Annotated in this window: 23 protein-coding genes; 15 read left to right on the forward strand and 8 right to left on the reverse strand. The window is 70.2% G+C overall.

Translation table 11 applies throughout. The annotated features are described in order from the left end of the window. Positions 1-7 precede the first annotated feature (7 nt). The 4 genes from BLU27_RS09700 to BLU27_RS09715 are packed head-to-tail and all read left to right on the forward strand — an operon-like array spanning position 8 to position 3,902. On the forward strand, positions 8-1,225 hold the full coding sequence (locus BLU27_RS09700; RefSeq protein WP_092652553.1) for an SGNH/GDSL hydrolase family protein: 1,218 nt from the start codon (positions 8-10) through the stop codon (positions 1,223-1,225). Beyond that, on the forward strand, positions 1,222-1,767 hold the full coding sequence (locus BLU27_RS09705; RefSeq protein WP_092652555.1) for a DUF1990 family protein: 546 nt from the start codon (positions 1,222-1,224) through the stop codon (positions 1,765-1,767). The genes BLU27_RS09700 and BLU27_RS09705 overlap by 4 nt, the downstream gene beginning before the upstream one ends. 20 nt (positions 1,768-1,787) lie before the next feature. Continuing rightward, positions 1,788-2,684, forward strand: a complete 897-nt coding sequence (locus tag BLU27_RS09710; RefSeq protein ID WP_092652557.1) for a phosphotriesterase family protein — start codon at positions 1,788-1,790, stop codon at positions 2,682-2,684. Between the two features lie 36 nt (positions 2,685-2,720). Next, complete coding sequence (locus BLU27_RS09715) at positions 2,721-3,902, forward strand: baeRF2 domain-containing protein (protein ID WP_092652558.1); 1,182 nt, start codon at positions 2,721-2,723, stop codon at positions 3,900-3,902. A 31-nt stretch (positions 3,903-3,933) separates the two neighbouring features. Here the strand turns inward: BLU27_RS09715 and BLU27_RS09720 are convergent, their stop codons facing one another. Next, entirely contained in the window at positions 3,934-5,229 is a 1,296-nt protein-coding gene (locus BLU27_RS09720; protein ID WP_092652560.1) for an NAD(P)/FAD-dependent oxidoreductase, read from the reverse strand. Positions 5,230-5,479: 250 nt separating this feature from the next. Continuing rightward, positions 5,480-5,851, reverse strand: a complete 372-nt coding sequence (locus BLU27_RS09725; RefSeq protein ID WP_092652561.1) for a VOC family protein — start codon at positions 5,849-5,851, stop codon at positions 5,480-5,482. 252 nt (positions 5,852-6,103) lie between these two features. Here BLU27_RS09725 and BLU27_RS09730 point away from each other — a divergent pair, with 252 nt between their 5' ends. From BLU27_RS09730 to BLU27_RS09740, 3 genes are all read left to right on the forward strand, one after another. After that, complete coding sequence (locus tag BLU27_RS09730) at positions 6,104-6,664, forward strand: GNAT family N-acetyltransferase (RefSeq protein ID WP_092652563.1); 561 nt, start codon at positions 6,104-6,106, stop codon at positions 6,662-6,664. A gap of 205 nt (positions 6,665-6,869) precedes the next feature. Continuing rightward, positions 6,870-7,643: a hypothetical protein gene (locus BLU27_RS09735; RefSeq protein WP_092652565.1), complete on the forward strand. Its 774-nt coding sequence runs from the start codon at positions 6,870-6,872 to the stop codon at positions 7,641-7,643. A 46-nt stretch (positions 7,644-7,689) separates the two neighbouring features. Further along, positions 7,690-7,869 carry a hypothetical protein gene (locus BLU27_RS09740; RefSeq protein WP_092652567.1) on the forward strand — a complete coding sequence of 60 codons (180 nt, stop codon included), beginning with the start codon at positions 7,690-7,692 and terminating at the stop codon, positions 7,867-7,869. A gap of 32 nt (positions 7,870-7,901) precedes the next feature. Here the strand turns inward: BLU27_RS09740 and BLU27_RS09745 are convergent, their stop codons facing one another. Then, a complete protein-coding gene (locus tag BLU27_RS09745) occupies positions 7,902-8,720 on the reverse strand; it encodes a helix-turn-helix transcriptional regulator (RefSeq protein ID WP_092652569.1) in 819 nt (272 codons plus the stop codon). A 189-nt stretch (positions 8,721-8,909) separates the two neighbouring features. Here BLU27_RS09745 and BLU27_RS09750 point away from each other — a divergent pair, with 189 nt between their 5' ends. Genes BLU27_RS09750 through BLU27_RS09760 form a run of 3 tightly spaced genes read left to right on the forward strand, consistent with a single transcriptional unit; the run spans position 8,910 to position 12,725 of the window. Next, complete coding sequence (locus BLU27_RS09750; RefSeq protein ID WP_092652571.1) at positions 8,910-11,021, forward strand: ABC transporter substrate-binding protein; 2,112 nt, start codon at positions 8,910-8,912, stop codon at positions 11,019-11,021. A 59-nt stretch (positions 11,022-11,080) separates the two neighbouring features. After that, positions 11,081-12,007, forward strand: a complete 927-nt coding sequence (locus BLU27_RS09755) for a phytanoyl-CoA dioxygenase family protein (RefSeq protein WP_092652573.1) — start codon at positions 11,081-11,083, stop codon at positions 12,005-12,007. 46 nt (positions 12,008-12,053) lie between these two features. Then, entirely contained in the window at positions 12,054-12,725 is a 672-nt protein-coding gene (locus BLU27_RS09760) for a TIGR03086 family metal-binding protein (RefSeq protein ID WP_197681759.1), read from the forward strand. 127 nt (positions 12,726-12,852) lie between these two features. On the opposite strand, the gene BLU27_RS09765 is transcribed toward BLU27_RS09760, so the two are convergent. Continuing rightward, positions 12,853-14,109, reverse strand: coding sequence for a PEP/pyruvate-binding domain-containing protein (locus BLU27_RS09765; protein WP_197681760.1), 1,257 nt, complete (start codon positions 14,107-14,109; stop codon positions 12,853-12,855). A 215-nt stretch (positions 14,110-14,324) separates the two neighbouring features. Here BLU27_RS09765 and BLU27_RS30305 point away from each other — a divergent pair, with 215 nt between their 5' ends. Continuing rightward, positions 14,325-14,555: an SANT/Myb-like DNA-binding domain-containing protein gene (locus BLU27_RS30305; protein ID WP_241827887.1), complete on the forward strand. Its 231-nt coding sequence runs from the start codon at positions 14,325-14,327 to the stop codon at positions 14,553-14,555. Between the two features lie 2 nt (positions 14,556-14,557). After that, positions 14,558-15,193: a transcriptional regulator gene (locus BLU27_RS09775; protein ID WP_092652579.1), complete on the forward strand. Its 636-nt coding sequence runs from the start codon at positions 14,558-14,560 to the stop codon at positions 15,191-15,193. 17 nt (positions 15,194-15,210) lie between these two features. Here the strand turns inward: BLU27_RS09775 and BLU27_RS09780 are convergent, their stop codons facing one another. Continuing rightward, positions 15,211-16,098 (reverse strand): AAC(3) family N-acetyltransferase, encoded by an 888-nt coding sequence (locus BLU27_RS09780; RefSeq protein WP_092652581.1) that lies wholly within the window; start codon positions 16,096-16,098, stop codon positions 15,211-15,213. A 118-nt stretch (positions 16,099-16,216) separates the two neighbouring features. Beyond that, positions 16,217-16,732: a mycothiol transferase gene (locus tag BLU27_RS09785; protein WP_092652583.1), complete on the reverse strand. Its 516-nt coding sequence runs from the start codon at positions 16,730-16,732 to the stop codon at positions 16,217-16,219. A 295-nt stretch (positions 16,733-17,027) separates the two neighbouring features. On the opposite strand from BLU27_RS09785, the gene BLU27_RS09790 reads away from it, so the two are divergent. Both BLU27_RS09790 and BLU27_RS09795 read left to right on the forward strand, forming a co-directional pair. Beyond that, the gene (locus BLU27_RS09790; RefSeq protein WP_092657471.1) at positions 17,028-17,783 is read left to right on the forward strand and encodes a phytanoyl-CoA dioxygenase family protein; all 756 of its coding nucleotides are present in this window, start codon (positions 17,028-17,030) and stop codon (positions 17,781-17,783) included. Positions 17,784-17,928: 145 nt separating this feature from the next. Further along, a complete protein-coding gene (locus tag BLU27_RS09795; RefSeq protein ID WP_092652585.1) occupies positions 17,929-18,300 on the forward strand; it encodes a glyoxalase superfamily protein in 372 nt (123 codons plus the stop codon). A gap of 76 nt (positions 18,301-18,376) precedes the next feature. Here the strand turns inward: BLU27_RS09795 and BLU27_RS09800 are convergent, their stop codons facing one another. Next, positions 18,377-19,066, reverse strand: coding sequence for a methyltransferase domain-containing protein (locus BLU27_RS09800; protein WP_241827888.1), 690 nt, complete (start codon positions 19,064-19,066; stop codon positions 18,377-18,379). A 132-nt stretch (positions 19,067-19,198) separates the two neighbouring features. Between BLU27_RS09800 and BLU27_RS09805 the strand changes: the two genes are divergently transcribed. Then, a complete protein-coding gene (locus tag BLU27_RS09805) occupies positions 19,199-20,221 on the forward strand; it encodes a hypothetical protein (RefSeq protein ID WP_092652587.1) in 1,023 nt (340 codons plus the stop codon). Here BLU27_RS09805 and BLU27_RS09810 read toward each other — a convergent pair. Beyond that, entirely contained in the window at positions 20,202-21,572 is a 1,371-nt protein-coding gene (locus BLU27_RS09810; RefSeq protein WP_157728377.1) for an FAD-dependent oxidoreductase, read from the reverse strand. The genes BLU27_RS09805 and BLU27_RS09810 overlap by 20 nt on opposite strands. Positions 21,573-21,651: the final 79 nt, after the last annotated feature.

Consider the following 21,651-nt stretch of genomic DNA (forward strand, 5'->3'; position numbering starts at 1 on the left):
GGGCGCGATGACGGCGAACTTTCGGGACCACGTGCACGCATTCCTGGCAGAGGCGGTACTACCCCGCACGGAGGTCGACCGGTTCCTCGACCCGGAGCAGCCGAAGTGGGCGAGGTTCGACCCCGAACTCGGCTACCTCCCGCATCCCTCCCGGGTGCCCGACGGCGTGGACGAATCGGTGAGCACCTACCGCTACGGCCCGCTCGGTGAGCGCCTCACCATCGCCTACGCGGACCGGCCCTGCCGCGTCAACACCTACGGGGACAGCTTCACTCAGTGCCACCAGGTCAGCGACGGCGAGACCTGGCAGGAGTACCTCGCCGCCCACCTCGGCGAGCCGGTGCGCAACTTCGGCGTCGGCGGGTACGGCGTACTGCAGGCGTGCCGTCGGCTGCGCCGGGAGGAAGCCGGTGCGGCGAGCGCCGAGCACGTCGTTCTCAACATCTATCTCGACGACCACTACCGAAGCCTGGACGCGTACCGCATGCTACGGGTCGGCCGGCAGTGGTGGGAGCGTTACCAGTCCTTGCCCACAAGCATGTTCCACGCCAACCCGTGGGAGCACGTCCGCTTCGATGCCACCGGTGCGCTGGTGGACCAGCCGAACCCGTGCCCGACCGGGGAGTCGCTCTATCACCTGTGCGATCCGGACTTTCTGATGGAGACGTTCGGCGACGACCTGGTGGTCCACCTGTTGGTGGGGCGGCTCACCGGGCGCTGGGACTTCCTCGCCGGCCACCGCGAGACCGCCGCCGCGCTGGGCCTCGACCTCGACCTCGGCGGGCACGACGCGGGTGCGTCCTCGGCCGAGGCCTTCTACGATCGATGTGCGTTCCGCGCCTCGGCCGTACTGGTCGAACGCACCCGGCGCGAGCTCGCCTCGCTGGGCAAGCGCCTGTTGGTGTTGCTGAGCTACCCCGGCGGGACCGTCGCGGACGCCTGTGCCGGCAAGCCCCGGCCGGACGAGGAGTTCGTCCGCTCGCTCGACGACCTCGGTGTCGAGTACGTGGACTCGCTGGCCGCCCACGTCGCCGACTACCGAGCCTTCTCGCTGACTCCGCAGGAGTACCGCGACCGCTTCTACAACGGTCACTACACCCCGGCGGGGAACCACCTGTTCGCGTTCATGGTGAAGCCGCGGTTCGTGCGGTGGCTGGACCCGGTGCCCCCTGCGTATGCCGCGAGGACGAGTCCGCTGTCGGTTCATGGAGAGGCGCTGGCATGACGGTGCTTCTCCGCGTACCACCGCTGGCGGCCCTCGCCGACGCGGCTCTCACGTATCCCGAGGTCGGCGCGACCGCCGGCGGGCTTCCGCGCGGCTACCGAACGGTCACCCGTTCGGTCCGGGTCGGCCGGGGGCAACGCTCTTTCGACAGCTGTGCCGACGGAGTGCTGGGCTGGGAACTCCACCGTCGCGCCGGCCTCGGTGTGTACGCCGACCGGCCCACGGCCACGCCCGGTGCAGTGGTCGCGGTCGTCCTCGGCATCGGCCGGTGGGGAGTCGTCGCGCCGTGCCGGGTGGTCCACGCCGTCGACGAACCCGACCGGCGTGGCTTCGCGTACGGCACCCTGCCCGGCCACCCCGAGCAGGGCGAGGAGAGCTTCGTGGTCTCCCGCGAGACCGACGGGACCGTGGTGTTCACCGTGACTGCGTTCTCGCGGCCGGGGAACCTGCTGGCCCGCCTTGGCGGCCCGCTCGCGCGCCGGACGCAGGACCTGTACGTGGGGCGCTACCTCAGGGCGGCCACGACCTTCGCGAGCCCCTGACCTGCACTACGGTTCACACCATGACGACACCGGCCGTGGTCCCCGACAAGGCTCCAGTCCCCGACAGCGTCCTCGTGCACGAGCACGTCCTGGTCGATTTCGGTGGTGTCGCGGACCCCCACGCGTACGACGCCGACGAGGTGTTCGCCGCGGCGAAGCCGAAGCTGGACGAGGTGTACGCCCTCGGCTGCCGGCGGTTGCTGGAGTGCACGCCGCAGGGACTCGGCCGCGATCCGGTCCTCCTCGCCCGGCTCGCCGACGCGACGGGGGTCGAGATCGCCACCAACACCGGCATCTACGGCGCGGCGGACAGGGTTGGGGTACCTCCCTACGTCCACGAGCTGTCGGCCGAGCAGTTGGCGCGGCGGTTCGTCGACGAGTACACCCACGGCATCGCCGGCAACCCGCACGCGCGTCCCACGTTCGTCAAGACGGCGGTACGCGACGGCGCGCTGGAGGACCTGGACCGCAAGCTCGTCCGCGCGGCCGCGCTGACCGCCCGGGAGACCGGGCTGACGGTCGCGTCCCACACCACGGCGGGCGTCGCCGCGCTGGAACAACTGGAGATCTTCGCCGACGTGGGCGTCTCGGCGTCCCAGTTCGTCTGGGTGCACGCGCAGGCCGAGCCGGACGGCGACATCCACGAGCAGGTCGCCCGCGCCGGCGCCTGGGTGGAGTTCGACGGTCTGCGCCCGGGTGACACACAGTGGCAACGGACCTGCGTCGAGCGCATGGCCGCGGCCGGCCTGCTCGACCGCACCCTGGTGGCCAACGACAGCGGTTGGTACCACGCCGGGGAGCCGGGCGGCGGAGAGTTCCTCGGTTACACGTTCGTGTACGACGAGCTGCTGCCTGCGCTGGACGAGTCGTGGTGGCGGACCCTGATGGTGGACAACCCGGTGGCCGCGTTCGGCTGAACGTTTGGGTGCGGGCACCTCGGGTAGCCGGTCGAAATGAGACTCTCCCCGCTGAACCAGATCTTCGAACGGCCCGGCCCGATCGTCACGGCCTATCTGGAGCCGGGAGTCGCCGATGCCACCTCCGAGACCAGCGTGGATCTTCGCTGGCGGGCCCTCGCCGAGCAACTGGTCGCCGAGGGGGCCGACGAGCCGACGGTGGACGCAGCCGGGAAGGCGGTGAACGGCCAGCCGCCCGGCCGGACGGCGGCCGAGGGGATGGTCGTCGTCGCCGCGGGCGGTGAGGTGTTGTTCACCGACTCCCTGCACGGCCCGGTCGGTGGCGACCACGCGTCGTGGGCGCCGCTGCCGCACCTTGCAGCCTACGTACGCGCGAACGCCGACACCCGGCGGTACGGCGTCGTGGTGGTGGACAGTTCGGGAGCCGACTTCGTGGTGCGCGGTGCGCCGACCAGCGGGCACGGCGAGAGCGGTCGCGGTGACGAAGGACACGCGCAGGTGCGCGGCGAGCAGCGTCCGCTGCACAAGGTGCGCGGCGCGGGCTTGTCGAACCGGCGGATGCAGAACGCCGTGGAGGAGACCGCGGACCGCAACGCCAAGCTGGTGGCCGACAACATCGTCCGCCTGGTGGAAAGTGCCAGGCTGTCCAGCGTGCTGCTGGTCGGTGCGGTGGAGGCCCGGTCGCGGGTCGTCCACCATCTCCCGCACGGCGTTCAGGACCTGGTGCGCACCAGCGACCGGGCGGGCAGTGGTGACGTCAGCGCGGAGGCCGAGTCGGCGCTCGACGACGCCGTTGCCGAGATCGAACGCCTGATCCAGGACAACCTGGTCGAGCGCCTGCGTGGCCGGATGTCGGCCGGCACCGGTGTGGAAGGTGCGGCGGACGTCCTGCAGGCCCTGCGTCAGGGCGCAGTTGACACCCTTCTGCTGACCGAGGAGGACCCGGGCAACGGCACCGCGCCCGAGGCCTCCCGCCGGAAGATCGCGATCGGTACCGGTGCGGCGGAGCTCGCCTCCGACGCCGCGGAACTACGCCGGCTCTTCACCGCCGGAGGGACCGCCGACAGCGACGTCTCCATCAGCGAGGAGGCGCTCGACGAGGCGCTGATCCGGGCCGGCGCCGCGTCCGACGCGGTGGCAGAGGTGGTCTCGGCCGAGGCCGGACTCCGTGACGGCGTGGGTGCGCTGTTGCGGTTCGCCCCGGCAGAACAGGCATGATCGACGCCCTGCTTGAGACCGCCCCCGGGGGTCACTGCTGCTCGGACTCCAGCGGAACCGCGTTCGGACCGACCAACCCGAGCTTGACGACCTGCCGTCGCAACATCGCGTCGAGCGCCCAGTCGGCGGCGATGCGAATGCGGTTGGCCGGCACGCTCAGCAGGTGGTAGCCCTTCGTCACGGCCGCGGCGGGTGCACCCGCGAGCGCGACCCCGAGCGGGTTGGCGGCCGCGGACAACCCTCCGAGGTCGACGACGAAGCCGAGGTCGTGGTGCTTGTAGGGCTTGGGGCGCCCGTCACCGAACGACGCTGCGACGTTTCGCGCCACCGCCTTGCCCTGGCGTTCGGCGTGCTGAGCGGTCATCGCGGTGACCTGCCCCGGCCTGGTCAGGTCGGGTACGGCGGCGGCGTCTCCGCAGGCGAAGACCTCCGGCCGGCCCGGGACGCTGAGGTACTCGTCGACCACCAACCGGCCCTTCTCGGTGGGTTCGCCGAGGCTCTCGATGAGCGGGTCCGGGCGTACGCCGACGCACCACACCAGGGTCTTCGTGGGCACGAACTCACCGTCGGACAACAGCACACCGTCGGCGGTGGCCTTCTCCACCGAGGTGCCGGTGCGGACCTCGACGCCACGCCGGCGCAGCGTGCGGTCGGTGGTGGCGGCCAGCCGCGGGTCGAGCCCGGGCAGCAGCCGGTCGGCGACGTCGACCAGCAACCAGCGCACCTGGCTCTCGTCCACGCCGTTCTTGGCGCGGGCGACCTGCTTGGTCAGGAGCTGGCCCTGGGCGGCGACTTCGGTGCCGGTGTATCCGGCGCCGACGACGACGAAGGTGCACCGTGCCTCCCGCTCGACGGAGTCGTCGCAGGCGCCGGCGAGTTCGATCTGCCCGATCAGGTGGTCCCGGAGATACAGCGCCTCGCCGACGCTCCGGAAACCGTGTGCGTACTCACACACACCGGGAATGGGCAAGAGCTTGTTGACACTGCCGGGCGCGAGGACCAGCCGGTCGTAGGTGACCTCGTGCCGGCGCTCCTCCGGGTCGACGTAGCTGACCGTACGAGAGTCCAGGTCGACACCGTCGACGGTTCCGAGGGTGAGGCAGGCGTCCCGCAGCGTCCGCGACAGCGGAACGGACACCTGGCGTGGGTCGAGGACGCCCGAGGCTACCTCCGGCAGCAGCGGGAGGTAGAGGAAGTAGTCGGTCGGATTGATGAGGACGATCTCGGCCCGGCCGCGGGACAGGCGCTCCAGCTCCCGAGTCGCGTGGAATCCGGCGAATCCCGCGCCCACCACGACGATTCGCGGGCGGCGGTTGGGTTCCGTCATCTCGCCTCCTCGGGGTCGACCTACTGCCGTGCCTGCGACCCTACGGCACCGCCCGACTTGTTTCGAATAGGTGCCCGCACCTCGGGTAGGCGGGCAGGAGCGGGTGAACGGGGCCCACAGTCCGCGGGTGGGCTGCCGTGATCTGGCCGGCAGCCCACCCGCGCTTCACATTCGGCCTACCCACTGCCCGCATCCAGGGCGGCTGCACTATCTGTTGCAGCCCGTCGCGTTGGTCCGACCTTTAGGTTCCTCAGTCCGGGGCGCGGGTCAGGATCTCCATGTTGTGTCCGTTGGGATCGTCGAAGTAGACGCCCCGCCCACCCCAACGGTGGTTGACCTCGCCCACCTGCCGGTGGCCCGGGTCGGCGTAGTAGGTGAGTCCTGCCTTCTGGATCCGCTCGAACGCTGCGTCGAACTCGTCCTCGCCGACCAGGAACGCGCAGTGCATGTGCTGGAAGTCCGAGGCGTTCGCGTAGTCGAGGGTCACGCCGTTGCTGACGGTCAGGGGTACGAACGGCTCGCTGTCCTCGCCGACGGGGACGCCGAGGATCGAGCTCAGGAACTCGGCGGAGGCGCGCTTGTCGTGGGCTGGGACGATGATGTGGTTGAGCTGGATGCTCATCTGCTCTCCTCCTGCGGGTCGCTGGCCGGGAACGGCAGGTGCAGGCTTTCGAATCTAGTTCCGGTGACCGCGTTCGGAAATCTGTTTGCGGGCTCCTCGTGGCGGTCGGCACGATGCACCCGTGCGCTCGCGATGAGCTCGGCTTCACTCGTGGTCCGCGCCGCGACCTCTCGGCCCTTCGACCGGCCCGGTCGGCCCGGTCTGCGGCGGACCTGACCGTGCCTTGTCCCGACGCGCCGACAGGATCCCCACATGTGCGCTTCGTTCCACGTTCGTGACTACCGTGACGCCGACGCCGCCAGTTGGTTGCGGTGCCGCCTGCTCAGCTTCTTCCCGACCGACTACTACGACGACGTGGTGACGCGGCGGCCGTCCTACGGCGCTCCCGCGTTGCGCCGGGTCGCCGCTGTCGGGGGCGAGGTCGTCGGCCTGTTGGACGCGACGATCTCGCCGCCGCGGTCGACCATCGAGGTCCTCGCCGTCCATCCCGACCACCAGCGGCGCGGCGTGGCCGGCGCCCTCCTCGCCGGTGTGGTCGACGAGCTTCGCCCCCACGGCGTTCGCGAACTCGACGCGTGGACTCGCGAGGACACCGCCGCCAACGCGTGGTATCGCGCCTCGGGGTTCACCGAACAGTTCAGCTACCTGCACGTCTACAAGGACTCCTCCGACGACGGTCAGGGATTCACCTGCCCGGAGGGGTTGACCGGCCCGTTCATCGCGTTCTGCCAGGCGCCGCGCGAACTCGAAGCTTCCGTACGAGCGAGGTTTCACCGGGTGTACGTGTGCCGTCAGTACGTCAGGGCGCTGTGAATGCGGCGCGACGAGCCGAATGTCCGGGACCGGCACGACGTACGGAACTGAGGGATTGGTCCCCGCCTCGCCACGATGACAAGCCGTGGTTGACGGGCCGGCTCTTTCGTCGGCCCCCACGTCGGTAAACGTCAACGCGGGAAAACGTCGGACAGCCGCTGGGTAGTCTGAACGGAACTGGGGTGCGCGAACGCGTGGGGGAGAGATGGCGCGAAGTGGGGCAGTCCACTGGCTGTCGGACAAGGCGGCCACCGGGGTCAGGGAGCTGCCGTCGAACGTTTCGTGGGTGATGACGCGGGCGTTCCATCCGTCGGAGGGGGCCGCCGACGGCGGCGGGGTGACCGAGGGCCGGGCAAAGTCCGCGGGGCACCGCAAGCTGTCGTTGACGGGGGACTCCCTGGAGTCCCGGCTAAGGCGCGCACGGGCGGCGAGTGAGAGGGCACGCCAGGCCGAGCAGGACGCGCTGGCGGAGGCCGACCACGCCCAGGAACTCGCCGATGCCGTACGCAGAACGACCGAGCAGGGGCGAGCCCGGGTCCGCGAAGCCAAGAACGAAGCGGCCGAGGAAGTACGCCGCCGGGTGGAACAGGCGCGGGAGCGCGCGGACGCCATGGTCGAGCGCGAGCGGGAACGCGCGCAGGCCGACGCGGACGCGGCGGTCCACAAGGTGGGTGAGCGGTTCGAGGACGAACTCGACAGGAGCCGGGCCAGAGCCGAGGCCGCGCAGCAACGAGCGCAGGAGAAGATCGCGGAGGCCACCCAGCGGCTGGCGCAGGCCCGCAAGCTCGCCGACGACGCCGCCGCGGCTGCGCAGGCAGCCGCGGAGGAGGCCCGTGGGAAGGCCGAGGAGCTCGCGGCCGGTGAGGTGCGGCGCAGGGCGGCTCAGAGCGGCGCCGAAGGGGCGGCGCCCGGCGGCCGAGGCGAAGGTGGTCCAGGAGAAGGTGGCCGGTTCGGGTGCCAAGGTGACTCGGCGGCCTAGTTCCAGGGTGTACCGAGCAGGATCCATCTCGGCGGGGGGGACGACGATGAAGCTGTTGCACCGGAAGAGCAGGTGGGAGCAGGTGAAGGAGCCGGTGGTCGCGAAGGCCAGGGCGACCGCGACCGACAGGCGGACGCTGCGCGGCGGGCTGATCGCGGTGGGGGCCGCCGCCGGCGTGACGGCGGTGAGTTCGGCCATCTCCTCCATGCGGAAGAAGAAGGCGTGAGGCGCAGACCCGCGAAGAGCGCCACCCGACAGTCATGACGAGCGGGGCCGCCGCTCTTGCGCGCGGAAGTCCCGAGGTGCCATTCCTGTGCGCCTCGTGAACAGTCGTGAGAAGTACGCCGGGTCGTCGTGGCCCACCAGGCGGCCGATCTCGGCGACGGTCAGGTCCGACTCGGCCAGCAACTCCTTGGCGCGGTTGAGCCGAATGCGCAGGAGGTACTCCTTCGGCGAGCACCCTCCGTGGCGGCGGACGACCTGACGCAGTGCGCTGACCGGCACCCCCGCCCTGCGAGCATGCTCCGCGACCGACCACGGCTCGCACGCGCCTTCCCGTAGCGTCGCGAGAACGGCGCCGTCGGCTCGGTCGTCGCGCCGGTTCTGGACGGCGAGGATCAGCGCATGTACGGCGTGGGCGGCCTCCACCTCGGCGCCGGCATGCTGCTGACGGCACGCGGCGAGCACCCGGTCCATCGCCGAACGCGCCGGGAACAGGTCGACAAGCGGGATCAGTGGTTCGTCGCGGGACAGGTAGCCGAGTTCCTCGTACGCGTCGACCGCCGGCCCCTCGAACAGCATCCAGATCTCCTCCCAGCCGCGGCCGTCCGGGCCGTAGGAGTGCCGCACTCCCGGGAACAACCAGAACAGACTGCCTGCCGTGATTGCTGATCGTCGGCCACTCTCGCCGGACTCCAGCCAGCCCTGACCGTCGACCACGAGCACGGCCGCGTGCGAACGCAGGATGCGAGGCGGACAGGGGTCCAGTTCCTGCTTCTGCCCGGCTCCGAGGCACACCAGGCCGAGCCGGCGTTGGACCGGCGTCGGCGTGAGATAACGCGACCATCCCTGGACCACGGCGCCCTCCGTCGACTCCGCAGGCCATGCACTGTCGCACGGCACATGCGGCAGACGCAAGAAAGTCCATGAATGCGAGCGGTTTGTCCATGTCGTGCCAGGTCATGCAGGAGCAGACTCGCACCGGTACCGGTTACGAAAACCCAACTGCAGGTGCGCGGCCTCGCCGCCGGTCGACCAGGAGCGATCATGGAGCCGAACTCGAGCCTGAGCAGACGAGCATTACTAAGGGCGGCCGCTGCCGGAGCGGCCGCGGCCGCGCTGGGCGCGTGCCAGGCAGACGGCGAGGCTGGTGGCCCAGCGACCAAGGCGGCGAAGGGCAGCAACGCCAAAGGCTCGGTCACCAAGCCGCTGCCGGTCCCTGGCAAGTTGCGCGAGGCGCCCTCGTTGGCCGCGCGGGTGAAGGCCGGTGCCCTGCCGCCGCTGAGCAAGCGCATCCCCGAGTCGCCGTACGTCGTACCGCACCGTTGGCAGCATCCCGGGAAGTACGGCGGAACCTGCTACCTCACCGCCTCCGCCGCCGATGACGCGTCGATCGGTCAGTACATGTACGGCCACTCGATCGTGCGCTGGCTCAACGACGGCATGGAAGTCGGCCCGGGACTGGCGCAGAGCTGGGAGTCCAACGACGACTTCACTCGGTGGACGTTTCACTTCCGCAAGGGACTGCGGTGGTCCGACGGCGCACCCTGGACCACCGCCGACATCATGTACTGGTGGGAGGACACGGTACTCAACCCCGAGCACCCGGAGGTTCCACCCGAGGAGGCGGTATCCGGCAAGGGGACGGTGGCGAAGATCACCGCGCCGGACGACGTCACCCTGGTGCTCGAGTTCGACAGCCCGGCCGCGCTCACCCCCGACCGCCTCGCGGACACGGTGAACCGAAGTGTCGGCGCCGACTGGTTGCTTCCGCGTCATTATCTTCGGCAGTTCCACCCGAAGTACAACCCGAAGGTCACCGCCAAGGACTGGTACGTCGAGCACGACAACAAGGCAAACCACCTGTCGAACCCGGACTGCCCGGTGACGACCGGCTGGCACCTGTCGACCTACCACGAGGCGCGCAACGCCGTGTGGGAACGCAACCCGTACTACTGGTGTGTGGACCAGGCCGGCAACCAGTTGCCGTTCATGGACCGGATGGTCTGGAACGCGGTGAAGGACCAGGAGGTGATGAAACTCCAGTACACCCAGGGCAAGGCGGACTTCGCCGAGGGGCAGCACACGAACATCGACCTCGCCGACGTCGAGGGACTCAAGCAGGCCGCCCCGCGCACCGGTGTCCAGGTTTGGTACTGGGGCAGCGGATCCGGCAGCGGGTCGATGTTCTTCTTCAACTACGACTACCCCGACGAGGCGATGCGTGAGCTCATCCGCAAGCCCGAGTTTCGCCAGGCACTCTCGCACGCCTACAACCGCGCGGACGTACGCAAGTCGCTGTACTACAACACCGGCGAACTGACCACCGGAACGCTCAGCCCGAAAGCGCCGGAGTTCCAGGTCGACGCGGGAAGCAAGAAGCTGTACCGCAGCTGGCGGGACTCCTACGTGGCGTACGACCCGGAGAAGGCGAAGGCGATCCTGGACCGGATCGGTGTGGTGGACAAGGACGGCGACGGGTACCGCGAGAAGCCTGACGGCAGCAAGCTGGTCGTGCGGCTGGACTATCCGGCCGACACCGCGAAGGCGAACATCCGCAAGAACGACTTCCTGCGCCGGGACTGGAAGGCGATCGGAATCCGTACCGAGATGAATCCGGTCGCACCCACCTCATGGTCGGACATGTGGAACCGCGGTGAGCTGATGAGCAACACCGCCTGGGAGATCGGTGGCGGCGGGATCATGAGCTGGCCGTCCTGGGTGATTCCCACGATCCCCGACACCTGGGCGCCGCTGCACGGGCAGGCGTACATCATGCGTGGCACCGACCCGGCGGCGCTGCGCAAGGAACGCGACGTGAGCCCGTGGAAGCGGCACCCGCCGTGGGTGCTGCCGGAGAAGGGCAGCCCGGTCGGCCGTCTGTGGAGCCTCTATGACAAGGCGCGTCTCGAGACCGATCCGTTGAAACGCAACCGGTTGCTGTGGGACATGTGCCGGGTGCACATCAAGGACGGCCCATTCTTCCTCGGTGTGGTCGCCGACTATCCCCAGGTCATCCTCGTACACAAGGAACTGCAGAACGTCCCGCGGCGGGAGAACCTCTTCCTGGGCGGGCAGATCAACACCTGGGACATCCCCGTACCAGCGATCTACGACCCGGAGGCGTGGTTCTGGAGTGATCCGGGCAAGCACAGCTGACGGTCTGCCGCCGGCGACCCTTCCCACGTCGATACGCCAACCCCAGAAGGAGTACTCCCGTGACCGCGCCGACTCAGACCTCGACCGCGCACTGGCCGCGCCTGACCTCGCAGGGACGTGAACTCGACACGGCGCCGAACGCGCTGGGACAGTTGCGGGACTCGACCTGCGTCCGCGACAACCCGGGCGAACTTCGGGAACGAATGGTCGAGGACGGATATCTCTTCCTGCCCGGCTTCTTCGACCCGGCCGACGTGACGGATGCTCGCAGGAGCCTGACGAGCCGCTTGTACGAGGAGGGCCTCACCGATCGGGCGTTTCCGGCCGACCTCGCCGTCGCCCCGGCCGACTCGAACCTGACGTTCAAGCCGGATCTCGCCCATGACAACGACGCCTTGCACCGGCTGCTGTACGGCGAGCGCCTGCTGGGCTTCTACGAGTCGCTGCTCGGCGGACCGGTGCGGCACTACGACTTCACCTGGATGCGAGCCGTTGCACCGGGCCGTGGCACGGCACCGCATGGTGACGTCGTCTTCATGGGCCGCGGGACTCACGACGTCTACACCGCGTGGGTACCACTGGGTGACGCGGACTTCGAACTCGGCGGGCTCATGGTGCTGGAGGGCTCGCACCGGCGGGCCGAGATCCGCGAGGACTACGCACTCCGCGACGTCGACACCTACTGCACGAACACCGGCCCTGCCACCGAGGGCGAGCGGGAACGCTGGAACGGCAGCCTGTCCGACGATCCGGTGGAGGTGCGCGAGCGGCTCGGTGGACGCTGGCTGACCGCTGAGTTCCGTGCCGGTGACCTGCTGACGTTCAGCATCTACCTCGTGCATGCCAGCCTGGACAACCGTTCGAACCGGATCCGGCTGTCGTCGGACTCGCGGTACCAACTGGCGTCCGAACCCGTCGACGAGCGCTGGATCGGCGAAGCCCCTGTCGGCCACGGCCCGCAGGCGAAACGGGGCCTGATCTGCTGAGGCTGTTGGTCGCCGGCGTCGACTCCCGTACAGCCAGGCGCGGGGCGTGGACATCGCCGGGTCGGTTGGGCAGGGTGTGTACGACGTGGTGCGTACGACCAACACGACCTTCGGGAGGCCCTCGGTGGGCAGGATGTTCGACCTCGGCCCGGCGACCCGCCGGCTCGGTGTTCTGGTGAGCGGGGTCCGCGAAGACCAACTGCAGGCACCCACCCCCTGTGAGGGTTACACCGTGGGTGACCTGCTCGACCACATCGGCGGCCTGGCGATGGCGTTCACCGCCGCCGCGCGCAAGGTGACGATGGAGGGCGTGCCAGACGGGCCCCCGCAGGCGTCGGCGGACAACCTGCCGGCGGACTGGCAGGAGAGCATCCCGCGTCAGCTGGCCGAACTCGCCGCCGCCTGGTCCGACCCGGCCGCCTACGAGGGCCAGGCGCACGCCGGCGGGCTCACCCTGCCCGCGCAGGTCGCCGGCATGGTGGCGTTGGAGGAGTGCGTGCTGCACGGATGGGATCTCGCTCGCGCGACCGCCCAGCCGTTCGATGTCGACGAGGAGAGCACGAAGGTGGTGTTCGAGTTCACCTCGATGGCGGCCTCATCGGAGCAGATGTCCAACCGCGAGGGGCTGTTCGGCGCGGTGGTGGACGTCCCGGCCGACGCGCCGATGTTCGAGCGGGCGCTCGGCCTCAGCGGCCGCGACCCGAAGTGGTCGGCATGAACGCGGTCAACGACGTCAGGCTCGACCCGGGCACCCTGCTACACCGACCTCGTCCTGCTGCGTAGCCCATCCCAGGGGCGTGTCGCCTTGGGAAAGCCGGTCCAACGTAGTTCGGCGGGCAGATGGCTCATGTCGTTGAACATCGTGATGCGGGATTCCTGGGGTGTGCGGGAGTGACGACGCCCGTGGTGCCGTCGACGGTGACAAGGTCGCCGTCGTGAACTCTGGTCATGACTTCCGGAACGCCGAGCACGGCGGGGAGGGCGTACTCGCGGGCAACGATCGCGGCGTGGGAGAGTGCGCCTCCGGTCTCGGTGACGACAGCTGCCACGATCCGGAACAACGGCGTCCATGCCGGGTCGGTGAAGCGGCAGACGAGCACCTCGCCCGGTCGTGCGCGAGAGAAGTCCGAGGGGCTGCGCAGGATGCGTGCTGGGCCGGTGGCCGTTCCGGGGCTGCCGGGGGCGCCTGTCAGCACCGAGGCCGTGGTGGTGGTCGTGGTCGTGGGTGTGCCGGTGGGCAGGTCGGGAAGTGGTGCGGTGATCGGCCGGGCCTGGAGAATCCAGACGTGACCGTCAGCGATCGCCCATTCGACGTCCTGGGGTGCGCCGAGAAGTCCGGCGATCCTCTTCCCCGCCGCGGCGATCTCGGCGACGGCAGGATCGTCCAGCGACGGGCGCCCGCGCTGGGATTCGCGCACCGGGCGGCACATGATGCCGCCGAGGTCGCGGTCGAGCCGGACCGCCTTCTGTGCGGTGGCGCGGGTGATGCGTCCGTCCGCGGCGACCTGGTAGGTGTCGGGGACGACCGTTCCGTCAACCACGCTGGGGCCGAGCCCCCAGGACGCCTCGATCCTCGTGCTCGTACTCGTACTCGCATGGTCCGGGGTGAACATCACCCCGGAGATCTCTGCGTCGACCAGGCGTTGCACCAGCACCGCCATCGGTGAAGCGCCAGGTTGGTTCGGGTGGCGTGAACGGCTCCAGTAGTCGGCCACGCGATCGGAGAGGGCAGAACGCCAGCACGTGCGGATCGCCTCCACCACCGCGCTGGTGCCGCGGACGGCCAGGATGGTCGCGTACTGCCCGGCGGCCGAAGCCTCACGGCTGCCTTCCTTCGCGGCCGACGAACGTACCGCCACTGGCGGATCACCCATCTGCGCGAGCTGCTGGGCCACGCGCTCCGCCAGACCCGGAGGAATCACTTCCTGGTCGGGGCCCTCCGCTCGGGTGTGGGCCGGTGCTGTCGAGCGAGCGGCCCGGTGAGCCTCGAAGGGAACCACGAACCCGTCGGGGACGCAGAACCCGTGCCGGAGAAGGGTCGCGAGGGTTGCCGCCTTCCCACCGCAGGTGTCCGGGGTGGCGTCTGCCAGGGTCCTGATCACACGTGTCCTATCAACGAAACGTTGACAACGGAATGTTGATTCTTCAGGATGGGCGGATGGAACGCAAGCACGACCCGAACCCCACGTCATCCGGTCGGCACCCCGAGGTCCACCGTGAACAAGGCGCACGGCGGCGCCTGCTCGCCGCTGGCGCCGATGGCCTGGAGGCTCCTCCGTGGAGGCCCGCGTCTGTGCCGCCGTCGGCGGTCGACCTCGTGCAGTTCGCACTCTGGCGATCAGCGGACCTGGGCACGGAGGAACTCCTGAGTGCGCTCGCCCTGATGCCCGCCGCGCGGGCCGAGGTCGAGGGAGTGGAGACGGGCCTGCTGTTCACCGCCAAGAGCGCCGGCCTGACCTGGGCGCAGATCGCCGACGCGATGGGGTTCCGGTCACCGCAGGCGTGTCAGCAACACTTCAACCGGCTCACCGCCAGGCGAGGCGACTGAGCATGACGCACCTTTCGCCGCGAGAGCTCCTCGTGCTCCATGCCGTCCGACTGCTCGGATTCGCCGGCACATCCGAGGTCGCCGAACGATTCGGCCTGGACACCGCGGGCACAGCTCGAACCCTCGTCCTGGCCGAAGAACGAGGCTGGGTGCAACACACTGCTTTCGCTGATCTCGAAGGATGGTCCCTGACCGGGGAAGGCAGAGCCGAGAACGAGAAGCGACTCGCGTGCGAACGCGCCCACGCCGACCCGGACGGTGTCATCGGCTCGATCTACCAGGAGTTCCGGCCACTGAACGAACGACTTCTGCGAGCCTGCACCGAGTGGCAGCTCACCCCCACGCCTGGGGGCACTTTCGCAGCCAACGACCACAGTGACCGGGTCGGGGACGCGCGGATCCTCGACGAACTCGCCGCCCTGCACAACGCCCTGATCCCGCTCGTACGCCGGCTCGCCGGCGTTCTGGCCAGGTTCGACGGTTACGACGCGCGCTTCGCTGCCGCTCTCCGGCGCGCCCGGTCCGGTGCACACGAATGGGTCGACCGCACCGACGTCGACTCATGCCACCGCGTGTGGTTCCAGCTCCACGAGGACCTTGTCGCCACCCTGGGTGTCGACCGCGGCGCCGAGCACTGAACTCGCCCGGAGAGCATTCAGACGCGCCGGTCGCGCACGTACGCCAGCCGCTGCGCCAGCGCGGCACCGCACCGGCAGGCGGGGTCCGGGCACAGCAGCGCCGCCGGATCCGCGCGCACCACCTCGGTGACGGCGGCGAGCAGGTCCCGAACGCCGACCCGGCGGGCCCGGCAGGCGCCGATGCGGACCTCCGTGGTCGCCGGCCGTAGTGCCGGCTCGATGTCGTCGAAGCGGTGGCTCTCGCCGCCGAGGTTCGGAAACTCCGCCCACACACCGGCCGCGACCTTCGCGTACCGGTAGAAGCGCGAGCGACCCAGGCGTTGCTCCGCCAGATGGATCGCGGTGTTGGCCTCGTGCGAGACGCCGAGCAGGACGACGTCACCGTCGAGCTCGGCGAGCGCCTCGATCGGGGCGAGCGGCCGGTCCGGACTTTCGGCCTCCAGAAGCGTGCGTGCGTGCTCGCCCGCGGCCTGGAACGCGAACAACGGATGAGCCCCGCGCTCGGCACAACCCAGTGCCCGCATCGCCTCCGGGACGGCACCGAGGTAGCGGTCGACCGGCCGTTCGGGGGAGTACGGCACCGCGCGGTCCAGGGCCTGCTCGAAGTCAGCCCAGGAAACGGCGTTCCAGTAGGCATTGTGGGGGCGGACCAGTCCGGGTGGAGCGGGCATGCGGGTGTGGTCGCCGGCGCCGGCCGGCAGCAGCACCGTGCCGCACGCGTCGAGCAGAGCCCGGCACACCGCCTCCGCGCCACCCTCGACCCAGCCGAACGACCTCAGGGACGTGTGGACCAACGCCGTCGAGCGTTCGGTCAGCCCGAGCGCTCGCAGTCCCGCGGCGATCTCGCCCTCTGTGATCCCTTGCGCCGTGCTCGCCCCGGCGGACCCTTCGGCTCGGGTGTTCATCGGGCAGAGGCTACCGTCGCACGTGGCCAGCACGCGGCCCGATTTCCAGCCCGGGTACGACCGAACGGCGGCCTGACAAGGCGGCCTTGACATGGGGTGGTCGCGGGTCTGAAGCAGGTCAGCTGGTACGGCGTTCCACGACTCCACGGATGAACGCGGCCTGGCCGGCGTGCTGGAGGTCGTCGCTGATCACGCTGACCAGCCGTACGGCCAGCGTCACCGGCGGGTCCCACGCCTCGTCCACCACGCGCGGCAGGTCGTCGTCGCCGAGTCCGCCGACGTAGGCGACCGTCGCCTGGTGCACGGCGTCGTGGTAGCCGATCAGCAGGTCGGCCGAGTCGACCTGTACCTGCGCGACCTCCTTCGGGCTGTTGCCGTACCCCGTCGCGGACGGCTCGAAAGGCAGGTCGAAGCGCTCGAACCAGCTGTCGGCCGTCCAGACCTGTTCGGTTCCCGCGACGTCGGCGATGTGGTCGTCCTGGACCCGGGTCAGGTGCCAGACCAACCAGGCGATCGAGTTGGCCTCGCTGTCCACGCGGAACGCGAGTTCCTCCGCGGACAGTCCCTCCACGGCCTGGTGGACCGCCTCGCGGACCCGGTCGAACGCGTCCACCAGCAACTTCGAACTGGACATCCGGTCACTCCTCCGGTTGGTCTGGGTCGTCTTCTCTGTCGTGCTCCGGCAGCGGCTCGGCAAACCCCGACACCGCCACAAGGCGTCCACGCCCTGAGCTGCCTTGACCCGCCGCCTTGACCGGCCCCTTGACCCGCCGCCTTGACCGGCCCCTTGACCCGCCGCGTTGACCCGCCGCGTTGATGCGGGAACGGTGCGGAACGGCGGGATGTGGCCACGCCGGGGCCGGGCCGGGTGGGGGTCCCCGATGGAACAATCGGTCGACGGTGCACTCGCAACCGTCCACGGAGGACACGTGAACGACCAGGACCGCTATCTGTTCGACCTGCAGGGCTACCTCACGATTCCCGACGCCATTCCGGCCGATCTTCTCCAACGTCTGAACGCCCAGCTCGACGAGATGGCCGAGCGGGAGACCGAGCCGGACATGCGCACACACCGGTTCGGAGATCTGCTGGGGCGCGACGCGGCGTTCCGGACCCTCATGGACCTGCCGCCGGTGGTGGACGTACTCGACGACGTCCTCGGCTCCGACTTCCGTCTTGACCACACCTACGCCGACATCATTCGTTCCGGAGACGGCCCGATCGGTACGGTCCTGCACGGTGGCGCGGTGCCGTTCCGTGCGTCGGAGTACTACACGGTCACCCCCGACGGCCGGATCCGCAGCGGTCTGGTCGCGGTCGGCTTCAACCTCAAGGACGTCGGGCCCGACGACGGCGGGTTCGCCTGCGTTCCGGGCAGCCACAAGAGCGCGTTCCCGTTCCCCGACGCCTGGAAGCAACTCGCCAACCAGCACCCCTGCGTACGCCGGGTCACCGGACCGGCCGGAACGGCGGTGGTCTTCACCGAGGCCCTCGTGCACGGGACGCTGCCCTGGCGGGGCGCGGACGAGCGGCGGACGGCCTTCTACAAGTACAGCCCGGCGGCGGTGTCGTGGTCCGCCGGCTACTACGACGCCGACGACTACCCCGACCTCACCGAGCGGCAGCGCGCCATGTTGGAGGCGCCGAACGCGCGGTACGGCGGTCGGCTCAGGGCCCGGGCGTAGGTCGGCCGAGTTTCGCAGCCGACCCCGAACCGGGCCGGATTGAGGCCGGGAACTGGCCGGAATGACTCCTAGCGTTGTTCCTGTGGGCGGCGGCACTCCCGCCGTACGCCCGTGACCACAGGCTCAGCCGAAGGGAAGTCGTTCCATGGACTGGAAGCTCGAACTCGTCGCGGTCCCCGTTTCCGACGTCGACAAGGCCAAGGCGTTCTATGTCGACCAGGTCGGGTTCAACGCCGACCACGACCACGAGGTCAGCGAGGAGATCCGGTTCGTCCAGCTCACCCCGCCCGGCTCGGCGTGCTCGATCTGCATCGGCCGGGGAGTCACCGAGGCCGAGCCGGGTTCGGTCGAGGGTCTGCAGATGGTGGTGTCCGACATCCACGCCGCGCACGCCGAACTCAGCGGGCGCGGCGTGGACGTCAGCGACGTGCAGGAATTCCCCTGGGGCTCGTTCGTCTTCTTCGCCGACCCCGACGGCAACCGGTGGGCGGTGCAGCAACTCCCGAAGCGCGACTGAGGGAGCGGGAGCAGCGGTGTGCGGAGGGCGGACGGCGGAGGGTGGCGGGCGGGTGCGGCTGGCGTAGGGCGCTCGCTCACCGGCCCGGCGAGTGCAGGACGAGCATGGAGTCCGCACCGCGCTGGAACTCGTACGGCACCCGGCGTCGCTCCGCCCGCACCCCGTCCTCGGCGAACGCGCGTACGAGCTCCTCGACCAGGTTGTCGAGCCGGCCGCCGGCCTGGTCGACCTGCGGGAAGACCCGCACCTGCCCGCGGGCGACCCGGTGCAGCTCCCGCAGCGCGGCGAGGTGGAAGTCGCGGTCGAGCCGGTCGGCATAGGTGAACAGGAAGTGCGAGGAGAGCACCAGGTCGAACGCCCCGTCGGCGAACGGCAGATCCGGTAGCGTCCCGAACCGATAGCGCTCGGGGTGGGCGGCGATGTCGGCCGCGAACGACCGCGCGGATTCGGTACGGCCGCGGGTCAGTGACTCCGGGTCGCGGTGAAATCCCCACTCGTACCTACTGGTGCGGGCGGTAACCCACGCGTTGCCGCGGTCGAGCTCCGCCCGGACCCGGGCGGCCACCTCGGCCGGAGGTTCCGCGTACGCCGGGTCGACCGCGATCGCGTCGACGCCCCTGCTCGCCGCGGTCGCGGTGAAGCTCGCTCCGCCTCCCGGACAGTCCAGGACCGAGCCCCGCAGGTCGTCCGGGCCGAGGTCGAAGAACGCCTCGTACTCCGCGAAGGACCGGGCGCTGACGAGGAACTCCCCGATGCTGTCGTTCACGGGGCCCAAGCATGCCGGGAGTGCGGGGGCGCGGCATCGCCCGGACGGGGGATTTCCGGTCCCGCACCATTCCCGTGGCCCGCTCTGATATACCGTACGGGGGTAGGGTGACTGGCGACCTGAGGAGATCGGATGAACACCACCACCAGACTGGGCATCTTCGCAGGCGGCCTGGTGATCGCGTTCGGCGCGGCCTACGGCGCCGGTCGGGTGGTCCGTCCGCTGGCGCAGGAGGAGACCTCCGCACCGGCAGCCCACTCCGCGTCACCGGAGCCGACAGAGGGTCCGATGGAGGGCATGGCGCCCGGCCACGACGAGCCGGCCGAGGAGCAGGACCAGGCCGGAGGACCTGGCGGGACAGCTGAGGCCGGCGGACACGACGACGCGGCCGGGCACGGCGAGGCGACCGAGAACGACGGCGCGTCGGGCGCCACGGAAGCCGAGCTGCCGGGCGGCCTGATGGTCAGCCAGCACGGCTACACGCTCCAGCAGGTGTCGCCGGACCCGGTGGTGGGGCGGGACGGGGAGTTCGCGTTCCGCATCGTCGACGGCCGTGGCCGGCCGGTCACCGCGTTCGACGAGGTCCACGACAAGCGGCTGCACCTGATCGTCGTCCGGCGGGACCTGTCGTTGTTCCGGCACGTCCACCCGACACTCGGTGCCGACGGCGTGTGGCGGATCCGGCTCCCCTTCACCGCAGCCGGGACCTACCGTGCGTTCGCCGACTTCACCCCGACCGGCGGTGAGGCGACCACGCTGGGCATCGACGTCCCGGTGGCAGGTAAGTACGAGCCGCGTGCGCTGCCCGAGGTGCGGTCCGTGGCGCGCGTCGACGGTTACGAGGTGATGTTGAGCGGCGACCCGCAGGCCGGCAAGTCGGCCTTGCTGACCCTCACGATCAAGCATGGCGGCCGCGAGGTCACCGACCTGCAGCCCTACCTCGGCGCGTACGGACACCTGGTGGCGCTGCGTGCCGGCGATCTCGCGTACCTGCACGTGCATCCCGACGGGGAACCTGGCGACGGGAAGACGACCGCCGGGCCGCGGGTGGCGTTCCACACGGAGGTGCCGAGCGCGGGGGCGTACCGCCTCTACCTCGACTTCCGGCACGGCGGCCGGGTCCACACGGCGGAGTTCACCGTCCGGGCGCGGTGAGTCGCGGCTCCTGCCGCCCCGACGTCGCCATCCGGGCTCGGAGCACCCGCCAGGCCAGTGCGGGACGCAGGAGCCGGCCCGGCGGGTCGAGCAGGTGCGTGACCCGCACGAACTCCCGCGCGACGAGGTCGTCGACCGCACCGGCTGCCTGCACCTGGCGGGTGTAGGCGCCGGTCAGCCTGGTCGAGGGCGACCGCCGCCCTTCGATCTGCGGCAGGGCGAGGTCGGCTCCGACCCCGAGATTCCACGGGTCCTCCACGACCCGGGATGCGGCCCGGAAGAAGCGGCGGCTGAGGTCGGTCCCGCCCTGGGCCAGGGTGTTCCGCAGCGTCGACGCCTGCAGCGCTGCCACGGTCATCCCCTGGCCGTAGATGGGGTTGAAGCTGCACAACGCGTCGCCGGTCACCAGCAATCCCTCGGGGAGGTCGGGTAGCTCCTGGTAGTGCCGGCGGATCGAGGACTGGTAGCGGTAGGTGGCGATCTCGCCGAGTGGTTCGGCCCGCCGGATCGCGGCCAGGACGTCCGGTGGGGACACGGTCGCGGCGAACTCGACGAAGCCGTCGTCGTCGGCCGGTGGACGGTGCCGGCCCTCGAAGCCGGCGAGCGTGACGATGTGGCGCCCACCCTCGACCTCGAGCAGCGCCAGGCCTCGCGGCCGGTCCGGGATCGGCCCGACGGCGATCGCCTTCTCCCGTTCGGCGTAGTCGCGGGGGAGACGCATGAGCCTGCTGGTGTACCCGACGCTGACCTGGAACTCCTCCTCCCGCGGGCGGGGGAGGCCGAGCGCCCGCAACCAGACGGGAGTACGGCCGGCCCTCCCGGTGGCGTCGACGACGAGTTCGGCCGTCAGCGTCTCGGTCGTACTCGCGTCTCGTCCCCGTACGACGCGCACGCCTGTCACCCGGCGGCGGTCCTCGTCGACGCTCAGGCCAACCACGTCGCGCCTGTCGGCGACCGTGATCCCGGGCAGCGCGAGTACTCGATCGAGAATGTGGCCTTCCAGGAACGGGCGAGTGCACTGCAGCATGGTGGCGCCGATCGGGACGGGGCGTAGCGTGTGGCCGCCGGCGCAGAACCTGAAGTCGGCCAAGGGGTGGGAGACAACCGCTCCGTCGGCGACGAGTTCGCTTGTGATGCCCGGGAACAGGTCCTCGACGACCTCCCCTCCCCGCGCGAGGAGGACGTGGGCATGTCGTCCCTGTGGTACCCCGCGCCGCGGTGACCCTGCGGCGCGGATGGGGTCGCGGTCGAGGAGCGTCACCCGGCCGTACGCCTCCGTCAGAACTCGGGCCGCCAGCAGGCCGGACATCCCGGCGCCGAGGACCAGTGCGTGCTCACCGATCTGCTGCATGAGGTCTCCTCCGTACGGTGTCGAGACCTTGATCATGCGCCGATCGGTCAAGGCGGGGGAGTTCGGGCGATCACCTCCT

It is taken from the genome of Actinopolymorpha singaporensis (genome assembly GCF_900104745.1).
Taxonomy (GTDB): Bacteria; Actinomycetota; Actinomycetes; order Propionibacteriales; family Actinopolymorphaceae; genus Actinopolymorpha; species Actinopolymorpha singaporensis.

Coding starts and splice junctions, on each gene's coding strand:
- BLU27_RS09795 (WP_092652585.1), top strand. CDS start 17,929: ATGGACTGGAAGCTCGAACTCGTCGCGGTCCCCGTTTCCGACGTCGAC.
- BLU27_RS09785 (WP_092652583.1), bottom strand. CDS start 16,732: ATGTCCAGTTCGAAGTTGCTGGTGGACGCGTTCGACCGGGTCCGCGAG.
- BLU27_RS09705 (WP_092652555.1), top strand. CDS start 1,222: ATGACGGTGCTTCTCCGCGTACCACCGCTGGCGGCCCTCGCCGACGCG.
- BLU27_RS09805 (WP_092652587.1), top strand. CDS start 19,199: ATGAACACCACCACCAGACTGGGCATCTTCGCAGGCGGCCTGGTGATC.
- BLU27_RS09720 (WP_092652560.1), bottom strand. CDS start 5,229: ATGACGGAACCCAACCGCCGCCCGCGAATCGTCGTGGTGGGCGCGGGA.
- BLU27_RS09700 (WP_092652553.1), top strand. CDS start 8: ATGACGGCGAACTTTCGGGACCACGTGCACGCATTCCTGGCAGAGGCG.
- BLU27_RS09715 (WP_092652558.1), top strand. CDS start 2,721: ATGAGACTCTCCCCGCTGAACCAGATCTTCGAACGGCCCGGCCCGATC.
- BLU27_RS09725 (WP_092652561.1), bottom strand. CDS start 5,851: ATGAGCATCCAGCTCAACCACATCATCGTCCCAGCCCACGACAAGCGC.
- BLU27_RS09780 (WP_092652581.1), bottom strand. CDS start 16,098: ATGAACACCCGAGCCGAAGGGTCCGCCGGGGCGAGCACGGCGCAAGGG.
- BLU27_RS09735 (WP_092652565.1), top strand. CDS start 6,870: ATGGCGCGAAGTGGGGCAGTCCACTGGCTGTCGGACAAGGCGGCCACC.
- BLU27_RS09730 (WP_092652563.1), top strand. CDS start 6,104: ATGTGCGCTTCGTTCCACGTTCGTGACTACCGTGACGCCGACGCCGCC.
- BLU27_RS09740 (WP_092652567.1), top strand. CDS start 7,690: ATGAAGCTGTTGCACCGGAAGAGCAGGTGGGAGCAGGTGAAGGAGCCG.
- BLU27_RS09750 (WP_092652571.1), top strand. CDS start 8,910: ATGGAGCCGAACTCGAGCCTGAGCAGACGAGCATTACTAAGGGCGGCC.
- BLU27_RS09775 (WP_092652579.1), top strand. CDS start 14,558: ATGACGCACCTTTCGCCGCGAGAGCTCCTCGTGCTCCATGCCGTCCGA.
- BLU27_RS09710 (WP_092652557.1), top strand. CDS start 1,788: ATGACGACACCGGCCGTGGTCCCCGACAAGGCTCCAGTCCCCGACAGC.
- BLU27_RS09810 (WP_157728377.1), bottom strand. CDS start 21,572: ATGCAGCAGATCGGTGAGCACGCACTGGTCCTCGGCGCCGGGATGTCC.